This window comes from Actinomycetospora sp. CA-053990 (assembly GCF_050948445.1).
Lineage (GTDB): Bacteria > Actinomycetota > Actinomycetes > Mycobacteriales > Pseudonocardiaceae > Actinomycetospora > Actinomycetospora callitridis.
Map to the genome: position 1 here is coordinate 3338358 of NZ_CP192043.1, position 13484 is coordinate 3351841.

At 75.0% G+C, this 13484-nt stretch carries 13 protein-coding genes; 10 read left to right on the plus strand and 3 right to left on the minus strand.

Annotated elements, in window-relative coordinates:
- The first annotated feature begins 3 nt into the window (after window positions 1-3).
- The 5 genes from ACQPYN_RS17195 to ACQPYN_RS17215 all read left to right on the plus strand — a co-directional run bounded on the left by ACQPYN_RS17195 (window position 4) and on the right by ACQPYN_RS17215 (window position 5166).
- Complete coding sequence (locus tag ACQPYN_RS17195; RefSeq protein ID WP_433025156.1) at window positions 4-1185, plus strand: SPFH domain-containing protein; 1182 nt, start codon at window positions 4-6, stop codon at window positions 1183-1185.
- 28 nt (window positions 1186-1213) lie between these two features.
- A complete protein-coding gene (locus ACQPYN_RS17200; protein WP_433025159.1) occupies window positions 1214-2872 on the plus strand; it encodes a glutamate--tRNA ligase in 1659 nt (552 codons plus the stop codon).
- A gap of 5 nt (window positions 2873-2877) precedes the next feature.
- On the plus strand, window positions 2878-3660 hold the full coding sequence (locus tag ACQPYN_RS17205) for an alpha/beta fold hydrolase (protein ID WP_433025162.1): 783 nt from the start codon (window positions 2878-2880) through the stop codon (window positions 3658-3660).
- 91 nt (window positions 3661-3751) lie between these two features.
- Complete coding sequence (locus tag ACQPYN_RS17210) at window positions 3752-4162, plus strand: hypothetical protein (protein ID WP_433025165.1); 411 nt, start codon at window positions 3752-3754, stop codon at window positions 4160-4162.
- Window positions 4163-4167: 5 nt separating this feature from the next.
- Window positions 4168-5166 carry a DUF3616 domain-containing protein gene (locus tag ACQPYN_RS17215; RefSeq protein WP_433025168.1) on the plus strand — a complete coding sequence of 333 codons (999 nt, stop codon included), beginning with the start codon at window positions 4168-4170 and terminating at the stop codon, window positions 5164-5166.
- A 51-nt stretch (window positions 5167-5217) separates the two neighbouring features.
- Here ACQPYN_RS17215 and ACQPYN_RS17220 read toward each other — a convergent pair whose 3' ends face one another.
- Window positions 5218-6684: an NAD-dependent succinate-semialdehyde dehydrogenase gene (locus tag ACQPYN_RS17220; RefSeq protein ID WP_433025171.1), complete on the minus strand. Its 1467-nt coding sequence runs from the start codon at window positions 6682-6684 to the stop codon at window positions 5218-5220.
- Window positions 6685-6799: 115 nt separating this feature from the next.
- On the opposite strand from ACQPYN_RS17220, the gene ACQPYN_RS17225 reads away from it, so the two are divergent.
- Window positions 6800-8329 (plus strand): FAD-dependent oxidoreductase, encoded by a 1530-nt coding sequence (locus tag ACQPYN_RS17225; RefSeq protein ID WP_433025174.1) that lies wholly within the window; start codon window positions 6800-6802, stop codon window positions 8327-8329.
- Window positions 8330-8435: 106 nt separating this feature from the next.
- On the plus strand, window positions 8436-8756 hold the full coding sequence (locus ACQPYN_RS17230; RefSeq protein ID WP_433025177.1) for a hypothetical protein: 321 nt from the start codon (window positions 8436-8438) through the stop codon (window positions 8754-8756).
- Window positions 8757-8759: 3 nt separating this feature from the next.
- Here the strand turns inward: ACQPYN_RS17230 and ACQPYN_RS17235 are convergent, their stop codons facing one another.
- A complete protein-coding gene (locus ACQPYN_RS17235) occupies window positions 8760-9425 on the minus strand; it encodes a TVP38/TMEM64 family protein (protein WP_433025180.1) in 666 nt (221 codons plus the stop codon).
- 49 nt (window positions 9426-9474) lie between these two features.
- Entirely contained in the window at window positions 9475-10065 is a 591-nt protein-coding gene (locus ACQPYN_RS17240) for a putative glycolipid-binding domain-containing protein (RefSeq protein ID WP_274194859.1), read from the minus strand.
- Window positions 10066-10471: 406 nt separating this feature from the next.
- Between ACQPYN_RS17240 and ACQPYN_RS17245 the strand changes: the two genes are divergently transcribed.
- From ACQPYN_RS17245 to ACQPYN_RS17255, 3 genes are read left to right on the plus strand one after another with little or no spacing between them, the layout of a single operon-like run.
- Window positions 10472-11605 carry a glycerophosphoryl diester phosphodiesterase membrane domain-containing protein gene (locus ACQPYN_RS17245; RefSeq protein WP_433025183.1) on the plus strand — a complete coding sequence of 378 codons (1134 nt, stop codon included), beginning with the start codon at window positions 10472-10474 and terminating at the stop codon, window positions 11603-11605.
- The gene (locus ACQPYN_RS17250; protein ID WP_433025186.1) at window positions 11605-12267 is read left to right on the plus strand and encodes a DUF4129 domain-containing protein; all 663 of its coding nucleotides are present in this window, start codon (window positions 11605-11607) and stop codon (window positions 12265-12267) included. Before ACQPYN_RS17245 ends, ACQPYN_RS17250 begins: the two co-directional genes overlap by 1 nt.
- The gene (locus tag ACQPYN_RS17255) at window positions 12264-13484 is read left to right on the plus strand and encodes a DUF4350 domain-containing protein (RefSeq protein WP_433025189.1); all 1221 of its coding nucleotides are present in this window, start codon (window positions 12264-12266) and stop codon (window positions 13482-13484) included. The genes ACQPYN_RS17250 and ACQPYN_RS17255 overlap by 4 nt, the downstream gene beginning before the upstream one ends.

Below are 13484 nucleotides of genomic sequence, written 5' to 3' on the forward strand. Positions count from 1 at the left end.
CCGATGGACCCCGTCACGCTCGTGCTGTACGTCGTGTCCGCGATCGTGCTCATCCTGATCATCACCGCGGTGGTCAAGAGCGTCACGGTCGTCCGCCAGGCCGAGGCCGCGGTCATCGAGCGTCTCGGGCGCTACCAGCGCACGGCCGCGCCCGGCCTCACGATCCTGGTGCCGTTCATCGACCGGATCCGCGAGCGGGTGGCGCTCTGGGAGCAGGTCGTCTCGTTCCCGCCGCAGCCGGTGATCACCCAGGACAACCTGACGGTCTCCATCGACACCGTCGTGTACTACCAGGTCACCGAGCCGCGCAACGCGGTCTACGAGATCTCCGACTACATCAACGGCGTCCAGCAGCTCACCACGACGACGCTGCGCGACGTCGTCGGCGGGATGAGCCTGGAGGAGGCGCTGACCTCCCGCGAGACGATCAACACCCGCCTGCGCCGGGCCCTCGACGACGCCACCGGGCCCTGGGGCCTGCGCGTCGTCCGCGTCGAGCTCAAGGCCATCGACCCGCCGCCCTCCATCCAGCACTCGATGGAGCAGCAGATGAAGGCCGACCGCGAGAAGCGGGCCATGATCCTCACCGCCGAGGGCCACCGCGAGTCGTCGATCGCCGCCGCGCAGGGAAACAAGCAGGCGGCGATCCTCAACGCCGAGGGCTCCAAGCAGGCCGCGATCCTCAACGCCGAGGCCGACCGCCAGGCCACCATGCTGCGCGCGCAGGGTGAGCGGGCCGCGGCGTACTACCAGGCGCAGGGCGAGGCCAAGGCGATCGAGAAGACGTTCGCCGCGATCAAGGCGGGGCGCCCGACGCCGGAGATGCTGGCCTACCAGTACCTGCAGACGCTGCCGCAGATGGCGCAGGGCGACAGCAACAAGATGTGGGTGGTGCCCAGCGACTTCGGCAAGGCGCTCGAGGGCTTCACGAAGATGCTCGGGGCGCCCGGCGAGGACGGGGTGTTCCGCTACCACCCCTCGCCCGAGGAGCCGCCCGCCTCGCGTCCGGGCCAGACCGACGACGACGTCGAGGACTGGTTCGACACCAGTACCAACCCCGAGATCGCGAAGGTCGTCGCGGCGGCCGAGCAGCGGGCCGACGCCGCCGTCGCGGAGCCCGAGACGAACGGGCTCGGGCGCCACGCCACCGGCGACGCGGGGCTCCCGCCGACCGAGACCGTCTGAGCCGGGGGCCACCTCGTAGATTGGGGCCATGCTCGATCGCGCCCTCGTCGACGGCCTGTTCCCGGCCGACCTGCCCGAGCCCGCCGAGCTCGAGGAGCGCTACCCGCCGCGTGAGCTCGTCGACGGTGCCCTCGTCACCCGGTTCGGGCCGAGCCCGACCGGGTTCGTGCACATCGGCGGCCTGTACACCGCGATGGTGTCGCGCGACCTGGCGCACTCCACCGACGGCGTCTACGTCCTGCGGATCGAGGACACCGACCAGAGCCGCGAGGTGGAGGGCGCCGACGCGCAGTTCACGCGCGCCTTCGACGCGTTCGACCTCGTCCCCGACGAGGGCGACACCGCGCTCCCGGCCCCGCGCGGGGAGTACGGGCCGTACCACCAGTCGCAGCGCGCGGCGATCTACCAGACCTACGTCCGCGAGCTGATGCGCGAGGGCACGGCCTACCCGTGCTTCGCCACCAAGGAGGAGCTCGCGCAGATCTCCGACGCGCAGCGCACGCTCAAGCTGCCGACCGGTTACTACGGCCGCTGGGCGCCGTGGCGCGACGCGTCCGTCGAGGACGTCCGGGAGGCGCTCGACGCCGGGAAGCCGTGGGTGGCGCGGTTCCGGTCCGAGGGGAAGGTGGGGGAGCGGTTCGCGTTCACCGACCGCCTGCGTGGGCGGGTCGAGATGGAGGACAACCACAACGACGTGGTCATCCTCAAGACCTCGGACAGCCCGGTCCGGCTGCCGACCTACCACTTCGCGCACGCCGTCGACGACCACCTGATGCGCACGAACCTCGTGGTGCGCACCGAGGAGTGGCTCTCGTCGGTGCCGACGCACCGCCAGCTGTTCGCCGCGCTGGGCTTCGAGCCCGTCGACTACGCGCACCTCGCGCCGCTGATGAAGCAGGAGGGCGGGTCGAAGCGCAAGCTCTCCAAGCGCAAGGACGCCGAGGCCGCCGTCGACTACTACCTCGAGGCCGGCTTCCCGGTGCCCGCCGTGCAGTACTACCTGCGCGGGCTCGCCAACCCGCGGCTGGCCGAGGTCCCGCTGGCCGAGGCCCTGGCGACACCGCTGCGCCTCGACGAGTTCGGGCTCGCCGGACCGCTGGTCGACACGGTGAAGCTCAGCGACATCTCCGCCGACCACATCGCGACGCTCCCCGGGCCCGAGGTGCTCGCCGGGGTGCGGGCGTGGGCCGCCGAGTACGACCCCGAGGTCGTCAAGGTGCTCGACGCGAACCCCGAGCTCGCCCTCGCGGCGATCGACGTCGAGCGGGTGGGCGTGGAGAACCCGCGCAAGGACCTCGCGAAGTGGTCGGACTTCCGCGAGGCCTACGGCTTTTTCTTCCCCGAGCTCTTCACCGACGTCACCGACCCCGGCGACGAGCGGTTCGGCGAGCTGGACGCGTCGCTGGTGCGCACGGTCGCGGCGGACCTCGCGGACACGTACACCCACGAGGGCGACCAGCCGACGTGGTTCCAGCAGATCCGCGACCTCGCGACCCGCCACGGCTTCGCGCCCAACCCGAAGACGTACAAGAAGGACCCGGACGCCTACCCGGGCATGCTGCGCGACGCCGCCAACGTCGCGCGCGTCGCGATCACCGGGGCGCAGCGCAGCCCCGACCTCTACGAGGTCACCCGGGCCCTCGGCGCCGACGAGGTCGTGCGCCGGCTGCGCGCCGTGACCGGCTGACGTCGGTGTACGTCCGCACCGGCGACGGCCGCCGCATCGCCTACGACCGCGAGGGCTCGGGCGGGCGGCCGCTCGTGCTCGTCGACGGTCTGGGGCAGATGCGGGCCACCGACACCGCGACCCGCACCCTGTGCGGCGAGCTCGCCGCCCGCCGGTTCGACGTCGTGCACCACGACCGTCCCGGGCGCGGCGACAGCACCGGCGACCCGCCGTTCACCCTGGCCGGGGAGGTGGAGGCCCTGCGGGCGCTGGTCGACGAGCTCGGCGGGCGGGCGGCGCTCTACGGCAGCTCCTCGGGCGGCGCGATCGCCCTGGCCGCCGCCACGCGCATCCCCGGCGTCGACCACCTGGTGCTCTGGGAGACCCCGCTCGGCACCGACGGCTCCGCCGACGCGCGGGCCTGGCACGCCGGCATCGTCGAGCGCGCGAGGTCCGCCGGCCCCGAGGCGGTGCTGCGCTTCGCGATGGACGGCATGCCTCCGGAGTGGCTCGACGGGATGCTGGCCGGCCCGGACCGCGAGCGCTACCTGCGGCTCGCCCCGACGACGGCGGCCGACGCCGAGGCGCTGGCGTGGGCGGCCGACGCCCTGCGCGACGGCACGCTCGCCCGGGAGGTCACGACGCCGACGACGGTGCTGACCGGCACGTCCGCGTGGCCGGTGTTCGTCGAGGCCGCCGACGCGCTGGTCGACGCGCTGCCGCACGCCGAGCGCGGCGAGGTGCCCGGGGCCGCGCACGGCTGGGAACCGGCCGACCTCGCGCGGGTCCTGGCGGAGGTCCTGCTCTAGTCCTGCTCTTCTTGTCGGCGGGAACATTCCGGACGGGCCGGACCGTCGTACCGGTCGAGATCCTCCCCTCGAGCCCCGGCGAGGTGCCCGCATGTCCGCCCCGATCCACCCGTCACCCGCTGCCCTGCGCACGACCGTCGCGCTGGCCGTCGCCCTCGTCGCGGCCGGCCTGCTCGCCGGCTGTGCGGGAGGCACCGGCAGCTCGGTGAGCTGCTCCGGCAACGACTGCCGCGCGACGGTCACGGGCACGCCGATCGAGGTGAACCAGCCCGGCAGCAACCAGAGCAGCGGGTCAGGCCGGAGCACCACCCGCCGGCCCGCGGGCGACGGCGACGGTGTGGACTTCCGCGTGGAGGCGATGGCGCCGGGCTCGGTGGACATCTCCGACGACGGCATCGTCACCCGCGTCGAACAGGGCGGCACCTTCGTCGAGGACGGCTCGACCGTGCGGCTCGAATCCTCGGACGGGCGCACCGCGGTCTTCACGTTCCGGGGACAGTGAGCGCCATGAGCCCGACGACCGTGCCCCTGCACCTCGGAACCCACGCGCCGACCGCGGGCGTGGACCTCTCCGGGGTCGCCGCGGCCGGCGACACGCTCTTCGTGGCCCCGGACGAGGGCTCGTCGCTGCTGGCGCTGCGGCGCGACGGCCAGGGCTGGGGGAGCCCCGAGGAGGTCCCGCTCGGCGAGGCCGTCGACCTGCCGGGGAAGCCCGGCGAGGAGGTCGACGCCGAGGGTCTCGACGTCGTCGACGGCTGCCTGTGGGTCGTCGGCTCGCACAGCCCGAGGCGCAAGCGGGTCAAGCCCGGCACCAACCCGGCCGACGTGCCCGCGCGCCTGGCCCGGACGTCGGCGGAGAAGTCGAGGCGCCTGCTCGCCCGGCTGCCGCTGCAGGACGGGCCGGACGGCCCGCGTCCCGCCCCCGGTGCAGGGGCCCGCCTGCCGTCGGGCCGGCGGGGGCTCTGGGGGGCGCTGGCCGACGACGAGCACCTCGGCCCGTTCCTCGGCATCCCGGGCAAGGACAACGGGTTCGACGTCGAGGGCATCGCGGTGCTGGGGAAGCGGGTGGTCCTCGGCCTGCGCGGGCCGGTGCTGCGCGGGTGGGCCGTGCTGCTGGGCCTCGTGGTGCACGTCGAGGGCGGCGTCGACGGCACCGAGCTGGTCCTCGACGGGATCGACAAGGTCTTCCTCGACCTCGACGGCCTCGGCGTGCGGGATCTCGCCCGCGCCGGTGACGACCTGCTCGTCCTCGCGGGCCCGACGATGGTGCTCGACGGGCCGGCCCGCGTCCTGCGCGTGCCCGGCGCGGCGGCCGCCCCGCTCCCACCGGCGATCCCGCGCGAGGAGATCGAGACGGTCGCGGAGCTCACCGTCGGCGTGGGCTGCGACCGCCCCGAGGGCCTCGCCGTCCTTCCCGAGGGTCTGCTCGTCCTGCACGACACCCCGGCCGCCCACCGCCTGGACGACGAGACCCTCCTGGGCGACCTGTGGCCTCCGGCCATGTGAGCAGTTTGGAGTGCTGTGGCACTCCAAACTGCTCACATGCGCGAAGCGCACCTACACGTTCATCGCCACGTACTTGATCTCGAGGTACTCGTCGATCCCGACGGTGCCGCCCTCGCGACCCAGGCCCGACTGCTTCACGCCGCCGAAGGGCGCGCCCGCGTTGGAGACCATGCCCTGGTTGAGCCCGACCATCCCCGCCTCGAGGCGCTCGGAGAGACGGATCGCCCGGCTCAGGTCCTTCGTGTACAGGTAGCTGACCAGGCCGAACTCGGTGTCGTTGGCGGCGCGGATCGCGTCGTCGTCCTCGGTGAACGTGAAGATCGGCGCCACCGGGCCGAAGATCTCCTCCTTGGCCAGGCGCGCCGACGTGGGCACGTCGGAGAGCACCGTCGGCGGGTAGAAGTAGCCCGCACCCGACGGGATCCGGCCCCCGGTGCGCACGGTGGCGCCCTTCTGCACGGCGTCGTCGACGAGCTCGGCGACCTTGTCGCGCTGGTCGGCCTCGACGAGCGGGCCGACCTCGACGCCCTCCTCGGTGCCGCGCCCGACCTTCATGTCGGACATCCGGTCGACGAGCTTCTTCGTGAACTCCTCGGCGACGTCGGCGTGGATGTAGAAGCGGTTCGCCGCCGTGCACGCCTCGCCGATGTTGCGCATCTTCGCGAGCATCGCGCCCTGCACGGCCTCGTCGACGTCGGCGTCGGCACACACCACGAACGGGGCGTTGCCGCCCAGCTCCATCGACGTCTTGAGCACCTGCTGCGCGGACTGCTCGATCAGCTTCTGCCCGACCTCGGTGGACCCGGTGAACGACAGCTTGCGGATGCGGCCGTCGGCGATCAGCGGCCCCATCACCTTGCCGGTGGAGGTCGTGGTGACGACGTTGAGCACGCCGTCGGGCAGGCCCGCCTCGGCGAGGATGTCGGCCAGCTTGAGGATGGTCAGCGGCGTCAGGCTCGCCGGCTTGATGACCATCGTGCAGCCGGCCGCGATCGCCGGGCCGATCTTGCGGGTGCCCATCGCCAGCGGGAAGTTCCACGGCGTGATCAGCAGGCACGGCCCGATCGGCTGACGCATCACGAGGACGCGCCCGTTCCCGGTGGCGTTGACCTTCCACTCGCCGGCGATCCGCACGGCCTCCTCGGAGAACCAGCGGAAGAACTCGGCGGCGTAGGTGATCTCCGCCTTGGACTCGGCCAGCGGCTTGCCCATCTCCAGCGTCATGATCAGGGCGATGTCGTCGGCGCGCTCGGTGATCAGCTCGAACGCGCGGCGCAGGATCTCCCCGCGCTCACGGGGCGCGGTGGCGGCCCACTCGGGCTGCGCGTCGTGCGCGGCCTTCAGGGCGACCATCCCGTCCTCGGGGGAGGCGTCCGCCACGTCGCAGAGGAGCTCGCCCGTCGACGGGTCCTCGACGCCGAACGTCTTCTGCTCGGTGGCGTCGCGCACCGATCCGCCGATGATCAGTCCCTTCGTGACCTCGTCGATCACGCGACGTTCCCGGTCGGTCTCGGCCATGCGTCCCCTCCCGCTTCGTCACGTCCCGATCGGGACGTGCACGACTCATCCTCGCCCCGCTAGGTGCCCCCGTCTCCGCAGGCCCATGCCGACCGTCCGGCCTAGGCTCCGGCGCGTGTCCCGACCCCACCACCACGTGCGCGCCCGGCCCGACCTGCCTCAGCGGGTGGCACCGGAGGCGAGCGCCCTCGTCGTCGGCGGCGGGATCGCGGGCGTGAGTGCCGCGCTGGTGCTCGCCGAGCGGGGCGTGAAGGTCGAGCTGCTCGAGGCGGCGCCGCACCTCGGCGGGCGGCTCGGCACCTGGGACCGGCGCCTGGCCGACGGCAGCGAGGTGGTGGTCGAGCACGGCTACCACGGCTTCTTCCGGCAGTACTACACGCTGCGCGACATCCTCCGGCGTCTCGACCCGGACCTCGGCTTCCTGCGCGACGTCGGCGGCTACCCCATCGCAAGCCGCCCGTCGGTGGGCTGGGAGCCCGAGGACTTCACGGCGCTGCCGCGCACCCCGCTGCTCAACCTCGTCGCCCTCGTCCTGCGCAGCCCGAGCTTCAAGCTCGGCGAGCTGCGGCACGTGAACGCCGACGAGGCGCTGGCGATGCTGCACTACGACCCCGTCCGGACCTACGCCGAGCACGATCACCGCAGCGCCGCGGAGCTGCTCGACTCCCTCGGCTTCTCCGACCGCGGCCGGGCGATGCTCTTCGAGGTCTTCGCGCACTCGTTCTTCAACGTCGAGCAGCGCTACTCGGCCGCCGAGTTCCTGGCGATGTGCCACTTCTACTTCACGGCCAACCCCGAGGGCCTCGGCATGGACGCCCCGACCGAGGACTACCGCACCTCGCTGTGGGAGCCGTTCACCCGCCTGCTGGAGAAGCACGGGGCGACGGTCAGCACCGGGACGCGCGCGGTGGCCCTGCGTCCCGACGGCGCGCGCGGGTGGGCCGTCGACGTCGAGGGCGAGCCCGCCCGGCACGCCCGCCACCTCGTCGTCACCACCGATGTCCCGGCCACGCGCGACCTCGTGGCCGCGTCCCCCGAGCTCGTCGCCGCCGCCCCGGGGCTGGCCCGGCGGATCGCGGCGCTGCCGAGCGGCGAGCCCTACGTCGTCGCCCGGCTGTTCTGCGAGGGCGACGTCGACCCGGCGCGCGCGGTGTTCACCGGCGTCACCCGGGAGGAGGTCCTCGACTCGGTGACGTTGTTCCACCGGCTCGAGGGCGGGTCGGCGCGCTGGGCGCGGGACCGCGGGGGGTCGGTGATCGAGCTGCACTCGTACGCCTGCCCGTCCGGGACGCCGACCGACGACCTCGTCGCGGCGATGCGCACCGAGCTCGCCGCGCTCTGGCCCGAGACCGCCGACCTGCGCGTGATCGACGTCGAGGCGCACCGCTACACCAACGCGCCCGGGTTCGACCCCGGCTACCACCTCGTGCGGCCCGGCGTCCTCACCGACGCCCGCGGGCTGCGCCTGGCCGGCGACTGGGTGGCCTGCGACGTCCCGTCCGCGCTGATGGAGCGCGCGGCGGTCACCGCGGTCACGGCGGCGAACGACGTCCTGCGCGAGGAGGGCGTCGGCCCGGAGCCGATGCGCTCGATCCGCCCGCGGGGCATCCTCGCCGGCCGCCGTCGTGCGGGATCTTCTCGGTGATGGCTGTGAAGATCACGCACGTGGGGTGCACGGCAGGTGGGGACGCGACGCGATACCGTCTGCGCGCCGCCGGGGAGACCGGCGCGACGACCTGGGAGGGAACCGAGTGCCGAACCGACGGACGGCCGGGCGCACCGCGGCCCTGGCGGCCGTATTGCTCGCCGGGGGCATCAGCCTGAGCGCCTGCGTCTTCCCGGCCGAGCCGGCTCCCGGATCGCCGACGAACCCCCAGCAGTTCTCCACCGAGGGCTTCCCGCCGCCCGGCCCGGCGCCGCAGCCCGGCGTCATCACCCCCGACCCGGTGGCCCCGGCCGCCCCGGCGGACCAGCCGCGGCCGCCCGAGGGCCCGGTGCCCACCGAGGGACCGCGCACCAGCGGCAGCGAGCCCGAGCCCACCGGCGCCCCGGCCCCGCCGCCCGGCAGCTGACGCTCACTCCGGCTCTCCGGGGGAGTCACCGGTCGGGCGCGCGCACAGGGCGACGCCGGCGAGCCCGATCGCCCCGCTGACGACGAAGATCACGATCAGGGTCGGCGAGAGCGTCCCGGTGACCGCGTCGCCCAGCAGCACGACCGCCGTGGTGCCGGGCACCAGCCCGAGCACCGTGCCGCCGAGGTAGTGCCGCCAGCGCACGCTCGTCACCCCGAACGTGTAGTTCAGCGGCGCGAACGGGATCATCGGCACCAGGCGCGCCGACAGCACCGACAGCAGCCCGCGCGACGACAGGCGGGCCTCGAGCAGGCGCACCCGGCCGGGTCCGAGCCGGACGATCGCGCGCCCGCCGAGGCGCCGGGAGATCCCGAACCCGGCGGCCGCCGACGCCGTGCTCGCCACCAGGCAGAGCGCCAGGGCCGGCCAGGGCCCGAACAGCAGGCCCGCGGCCAGCGAGAACGCGGTGCGCGGGATCGGCGTGGTCGTCACGATCGCGTGCGCCAGCAGGAACGTCACCGGCGCCCAGGCGCCGAGGTCGCGGACCCGGTCGCGCAGCTCCAGCGCCGTCGGCAGTGGCACCACGAGGGCGAGGACGACCGCGGCGAGCAGCACCACGGCGAGCACCACCCAGCGGGCACGGCCGGAGGTCAGCGACGGGAGGCGCACGGATTCCGCCTCCACCGCAGCGTCGGGTGCCGAACGGACGCGAGCCTACTCAGCCGATCCGTGTGAACAGCCCCTGATAGGCGACGACGAGGCCGACGGGGTCGACGGTCACCGCGAACTCGCCGTAGGTGGGGTCGGCGTAGGTGTAGGTCGCGAGGCCCCGGGCGTCGTCCGGGCCGCGGCGGTAGACCTGCCGTACGCGGTGCACGGCGAGCGACGGGACGTCGAGCCACGCCACGTCCACCGCCGCCTCGCCGCCGATCGGCAGGTCGAGGCGCCGCACCGGCAGCGCGTTGGTGAGCGGCGTCGCGGAGACGTCCACGTCGGTGCACCCCCGCAGCTCCGGCCAGGGCCGCCCGTCGAGGGTCCAGTCCCCGAGCGCGTCGACCGACAGCGTCACCCGTTCGAGCCCGTCGTCGGCGAGCACCTCGACGAAGACGGTGCGGGTCAGCCACGCGCGGTCGGCGACCACGGAGAACCGCAGCGACCAGGCCCCGTTGTCGTCGCGCACGACGGCGGACCCGTCGAGGAGGTGCGCACCGTCGGGGTGCTCGTGATCGGGGGCGAAGTCGGACACGGCGCCGTGCGCGAGTCCGTCGGCGACGTCGAGGCGTCGCCACAACGCGGAGTGCAGGGCCACGCGGGGGATCGTGGCAGACGCCCGACGGCGATCCGCGCGTGCCGGTCGCACCGGCGTGGCACGATCGCCGCGTCATGGGTCCGGTGCAGGACGCGCCGGTGCGGAGGGAGAGTGCCCGAGGTGAGTGGTCCCTCGTCCGACGAGAACGACGAGCCACGGGAGGCCCGCGCCGACGAACCGACCCCGCCGCGCGGCACGCCCGGTCCGGACACCTCGGTCCCGGCCTGGGACCCGGCGGAAGGCACCGCGGGCGGTGCCGGCGGGTCGGGACCTCCCTCGTCGGGTTTCGCGTCCCCGGCGGAGGGCGCGCCGGGACAGGGCGGCTCGGGATACGGGGCGCCGGGCTACGGCGCCCAGCCCCAGGGCTACGGCGCCTCGGGGAACCAGGGCTACGGCAACCAGGGGTATGGCAGCCAGGGGTACGGCAACCAGGGGTACGGCAACCAGGGGTACGGCAACCAGGGGCCCGGCGGCCCCGGCTACGGGGGTCAGGCGCCCGGCGGCCCCGGCCCCGGTCCCGGCTACGGCAGCCCCGCCGGCCCCCGGCTTCGGCGGCGGCCCCGGGCCCGGCCCGGGCTTCGCCCCCGGCTTCGGGCAGGCCCCCAAGCCCGGCATCGTCCCGCTGCGCCCGCTGGGTCTCGGCGAGGTCCTCGACGGGGCGCTCGGCTACATCCGCGCGCACCCGCGGGTGGTGCTGGGTGCGTCCGCGATCGTCGCGGTGATCAGCCAGATCGTGCAGGTGGTGCTGCAGCTGGTGGTGACGTCTTCGGCGCAGGGGCTGGGCGGGTCGCCGGACCTCGCGCAGGTCACCGGCCTCCTGGCCGGCGCGGGCGTCACCGGCTTCGTCGGCGCGATCATCACGCTCGTCGCGACGGCCGTGCTCACGGGCGTGCTCATGGTGGTCATCAGCCGCTCGGTGCTCGGCGCGCCCGTCGACCCCGGCGAGGTCTGGCGTGCCGCCCGCCCGCGCGTCCCGGGCGTGCTGGGGGTCGCGGTGCTCGTCGCGCTGATCGCCCTCGGGATCCTCGTCGTCGGCGCCGTGCCCGGCCTGCTGCTGCTGGCCGTCGACGGGGTGCTGGGCGGCGTGGTCATCGGTATCGGGGTGCTCGCGGCGATCGTGGTCGTCGTGTGGCTCTCGGTCTCGTGGTCGCTGGCCACGCCCGCCTACGTCCTCGAGGGCGTCGGCGTCACCGAGGCGCTGCGGCGCTCGTGGTTCCTCGTCACGGGCCGGTTCTGGCCGGTGTTCGGCATCCAGCTCCTCGGCGGCATCATCGCTGCGGTGATCGCGGCGGTGATCGCGCTGCCGTTCCAGTTCATCGGCACCGCGCTCGGCGTCGCCACCGCGAACGGGGACCCGGCCGCCATCACCTCGCTCCCGGTCCTGTTGATCACCGCGATCGGCGCGATCATCGCCACCACCCTCACGACGCCCTTCCAGGCGGGCGTCAGCGGCCTGCTCTACGTCGACCAGCGCATGCGCCGGGAGGGCTTCGACATCGAGCTGCAGCGGGCCGCGGTGGGCGGGGGCGGCGGACGCTGATGGTCCCGCCCGGGAGCCCCGCTCCGCCCGGGAGCCCCGCCCCGCACGCGGTACCGATCGACCTCGGCGCCGACCCCGCCCGGGAGCTCGCCCGCGAGGAGCTCGCGCGGCCGATCTACTCCGACGCCGCCCCCGACCCGCTGTCGGCCGCGCTGCAGTGGCTGGCGCGACGGATCGAGGACCTCCTGCGCGCGGCGTCCGGCGTCTCGCCCGGCGGCGGGTGGGGCCTGCTGGTGATCGTCGTGCTGCTGGTGGTCGTGGTGATCCTGGTGCGGCGGCGCTTCGGCCCGCTCGCCCGCACCACGGCCGCGCCCGGCGCCGTGCTCGGCGCCACCGACCGCACCGCCGCCGAGCATCGACGCCTCGCCGCGGAGCACGCCGCGGCCGGGCGGTTCGACGACGCGGTGCGCGAGCGGATGCGCGCGATCGTCCGCTCGCTCGAGGAGCGCACGCTGCTCGAGCCCCGCCGCGGGCGCACCGCCGGCGACGCGGCCCGCGAGGGCGGCCGGGCGCTGCCCGCCGCGGCCGAGGCGCTGCAGGACGCGGCGCGGCGCTTCGACGAGACGGTGTACGGCGGGCGCCCCGCCGACGCCGAGACCGCCGAGCGGATGCGGGCCGCCGACGACGCGGTGGCCGCCACGCGCGCGGTCGGGATCGCATGATCAACGGGGAGTTCGCGCGCGTAGAAGCAGCGAACAGGCCGTTCGCTGCAACCACCGAGGCGCCGACCACCGCGCGACGTCGCTGGCGCGGCCCCGTGCTCGTCGTCGGCCTCGTGCTGCTCGCCGCGCTGGTCATCGCCGTGCTCGGCGCCGCGCCGCGCACCGGGGAGCTGGACCCGGAGGCCGCCTCGCCCGACGGCGCGCGGGCGCTCGCCGCGCTCCTCGAGGCCCAGGGCGTGCGGGTCGAGACCGTCACCGACCTCGACGCCGCGACCGCCGGCGCGGGACGCACCGTGCTCGTCGCCCTGCCCGCGCAGCTCAGCACGCGCCAGCGCGACGCCCTCGCCGCGTCCCGGGCCGACCTCGTCCTCCTGCGCCCCGACGAGCGCACCCTCTCCGCGCTGGCCCCGGCCGTGCGCCCCGAGCCGGTCGAGCTGCCCGAACCCACCGAGCCGGCGTGCGGGCTGCGCGCCGCGGTGCTCGCCGGACCGGTCGACCTCGCCGGCGCCGCGTACTCCACCGCCGACCCGGCCGCGGCGCGCTGCTACCCGACGGGCACCCCGAGCGGTGCGGTGTCGCTGGTCGAGGTCCGGGACCGTGGGCGCACCGTCACCGTCGTCGGGGACGCGGCCCCGTTCACCAACGACGTCCTCGACGAGCGCGGGAACGCCGCCCTCGCGATGGACGTCCTCGGCGCCCACCCCGACCTGCTCTGGTACCTGCCGGTGCCGCCGCCTGCCGAGCCCGGACAGGAGCGCGGCACCTCCGAGCTCCTGCCGCCCGGCTGGGTGTGGGGCCCGGTGCAGCTGCTCGTCGCCGGGCTGGCGATCGCGCTGTGGCGGGGGCGGCGCCTCGGGCGCGTGGTCACCGAGGACCTGCCGGTGATCGTCCCCGCCGGCGAGACCGTGCGGGGCCGGGCCCGGCTCTACCGGCGCGCCGGGGCCCGCGACCGCGCCGCGGCCGCCCTGCGCGCCGACGCGCGCCGCGACCTCGCCGGGCGTCTCGGTGTCCCGCGCGGTGCCGGGGACGGCGCCGTCGTCGACGCCGCGGCCGGCCGCACCGGGTGGCCGGCCGGGGCCGTGGGCGCCCTCCTGGCCGGGCCGCCCCCGTCCGACGACGCCGCGCTGGTGGCGCTCGCGGGCGAGCTCGACCGCCTGCGCTCCGCCGTCCGGGACGCCTCCGGTGCGACCCCCGGCGGCCCCGCACCGCGGGCGTGA

Coding starts and splice junctions, on each gene's coding strand:
- ACQPYN_RS17195 (WP_433025156.1), top strand. CDS start 4: ATGGACCCCGTCACGCTCGTGCTGTACGTCGTGTCCGCGATCGTGCTC.
- ACQPYN_RS17200 (WP_433025159.1), top strand. CDS start 1,214: ATGCTCGATCGCGCCCTCGTCGACGGCCTGTTCCCGGCCGACCTGCCC.
- ACQPYN_RS17210 (WP_433025165.1), top strand. CDS start 3,752: ATGTCCGCCCCGATCCACCCGTCACCCGCTGCCCTGCGCACGACCGTC.
- ACQPYN_RS17215 (WP_433025168.1), top strand. CDS start 4,168: ATGAGCCCGACGACCGTGCCCCTGCACCTCGGAACCCACGCGCCGACC.
- ACQPYN_RS17220 (WP_433025171.1), bottom strand. CDS start 6,684: ATGGCCGAGACCGACCGGGAACGTCGCGTGATCGACGAGGTCACGAAG.
- ACQPYN_RS17245 (WP_433025183.1), top strand. CDS start 10,472: ATGGCAGCCAGGGGTACGGCAACCAGGGGTACGGCAACCAGGGGTACG.
- ACQPYN_RS17250 (WP_433025186.1), top strand. CDS start 11,605: ATGGTCCCGCCCGGGAGCCCCGCTCCGCCCGGGAGCCCCGCCCCGCAC.
- ACQPYN_RS17255 (WP_433025189.1), top strand. CDS start 12,264: ATGATCAACGGGGAGTTCGCGCGCGTAGAAGCAGCGAACAGGCCGTTC.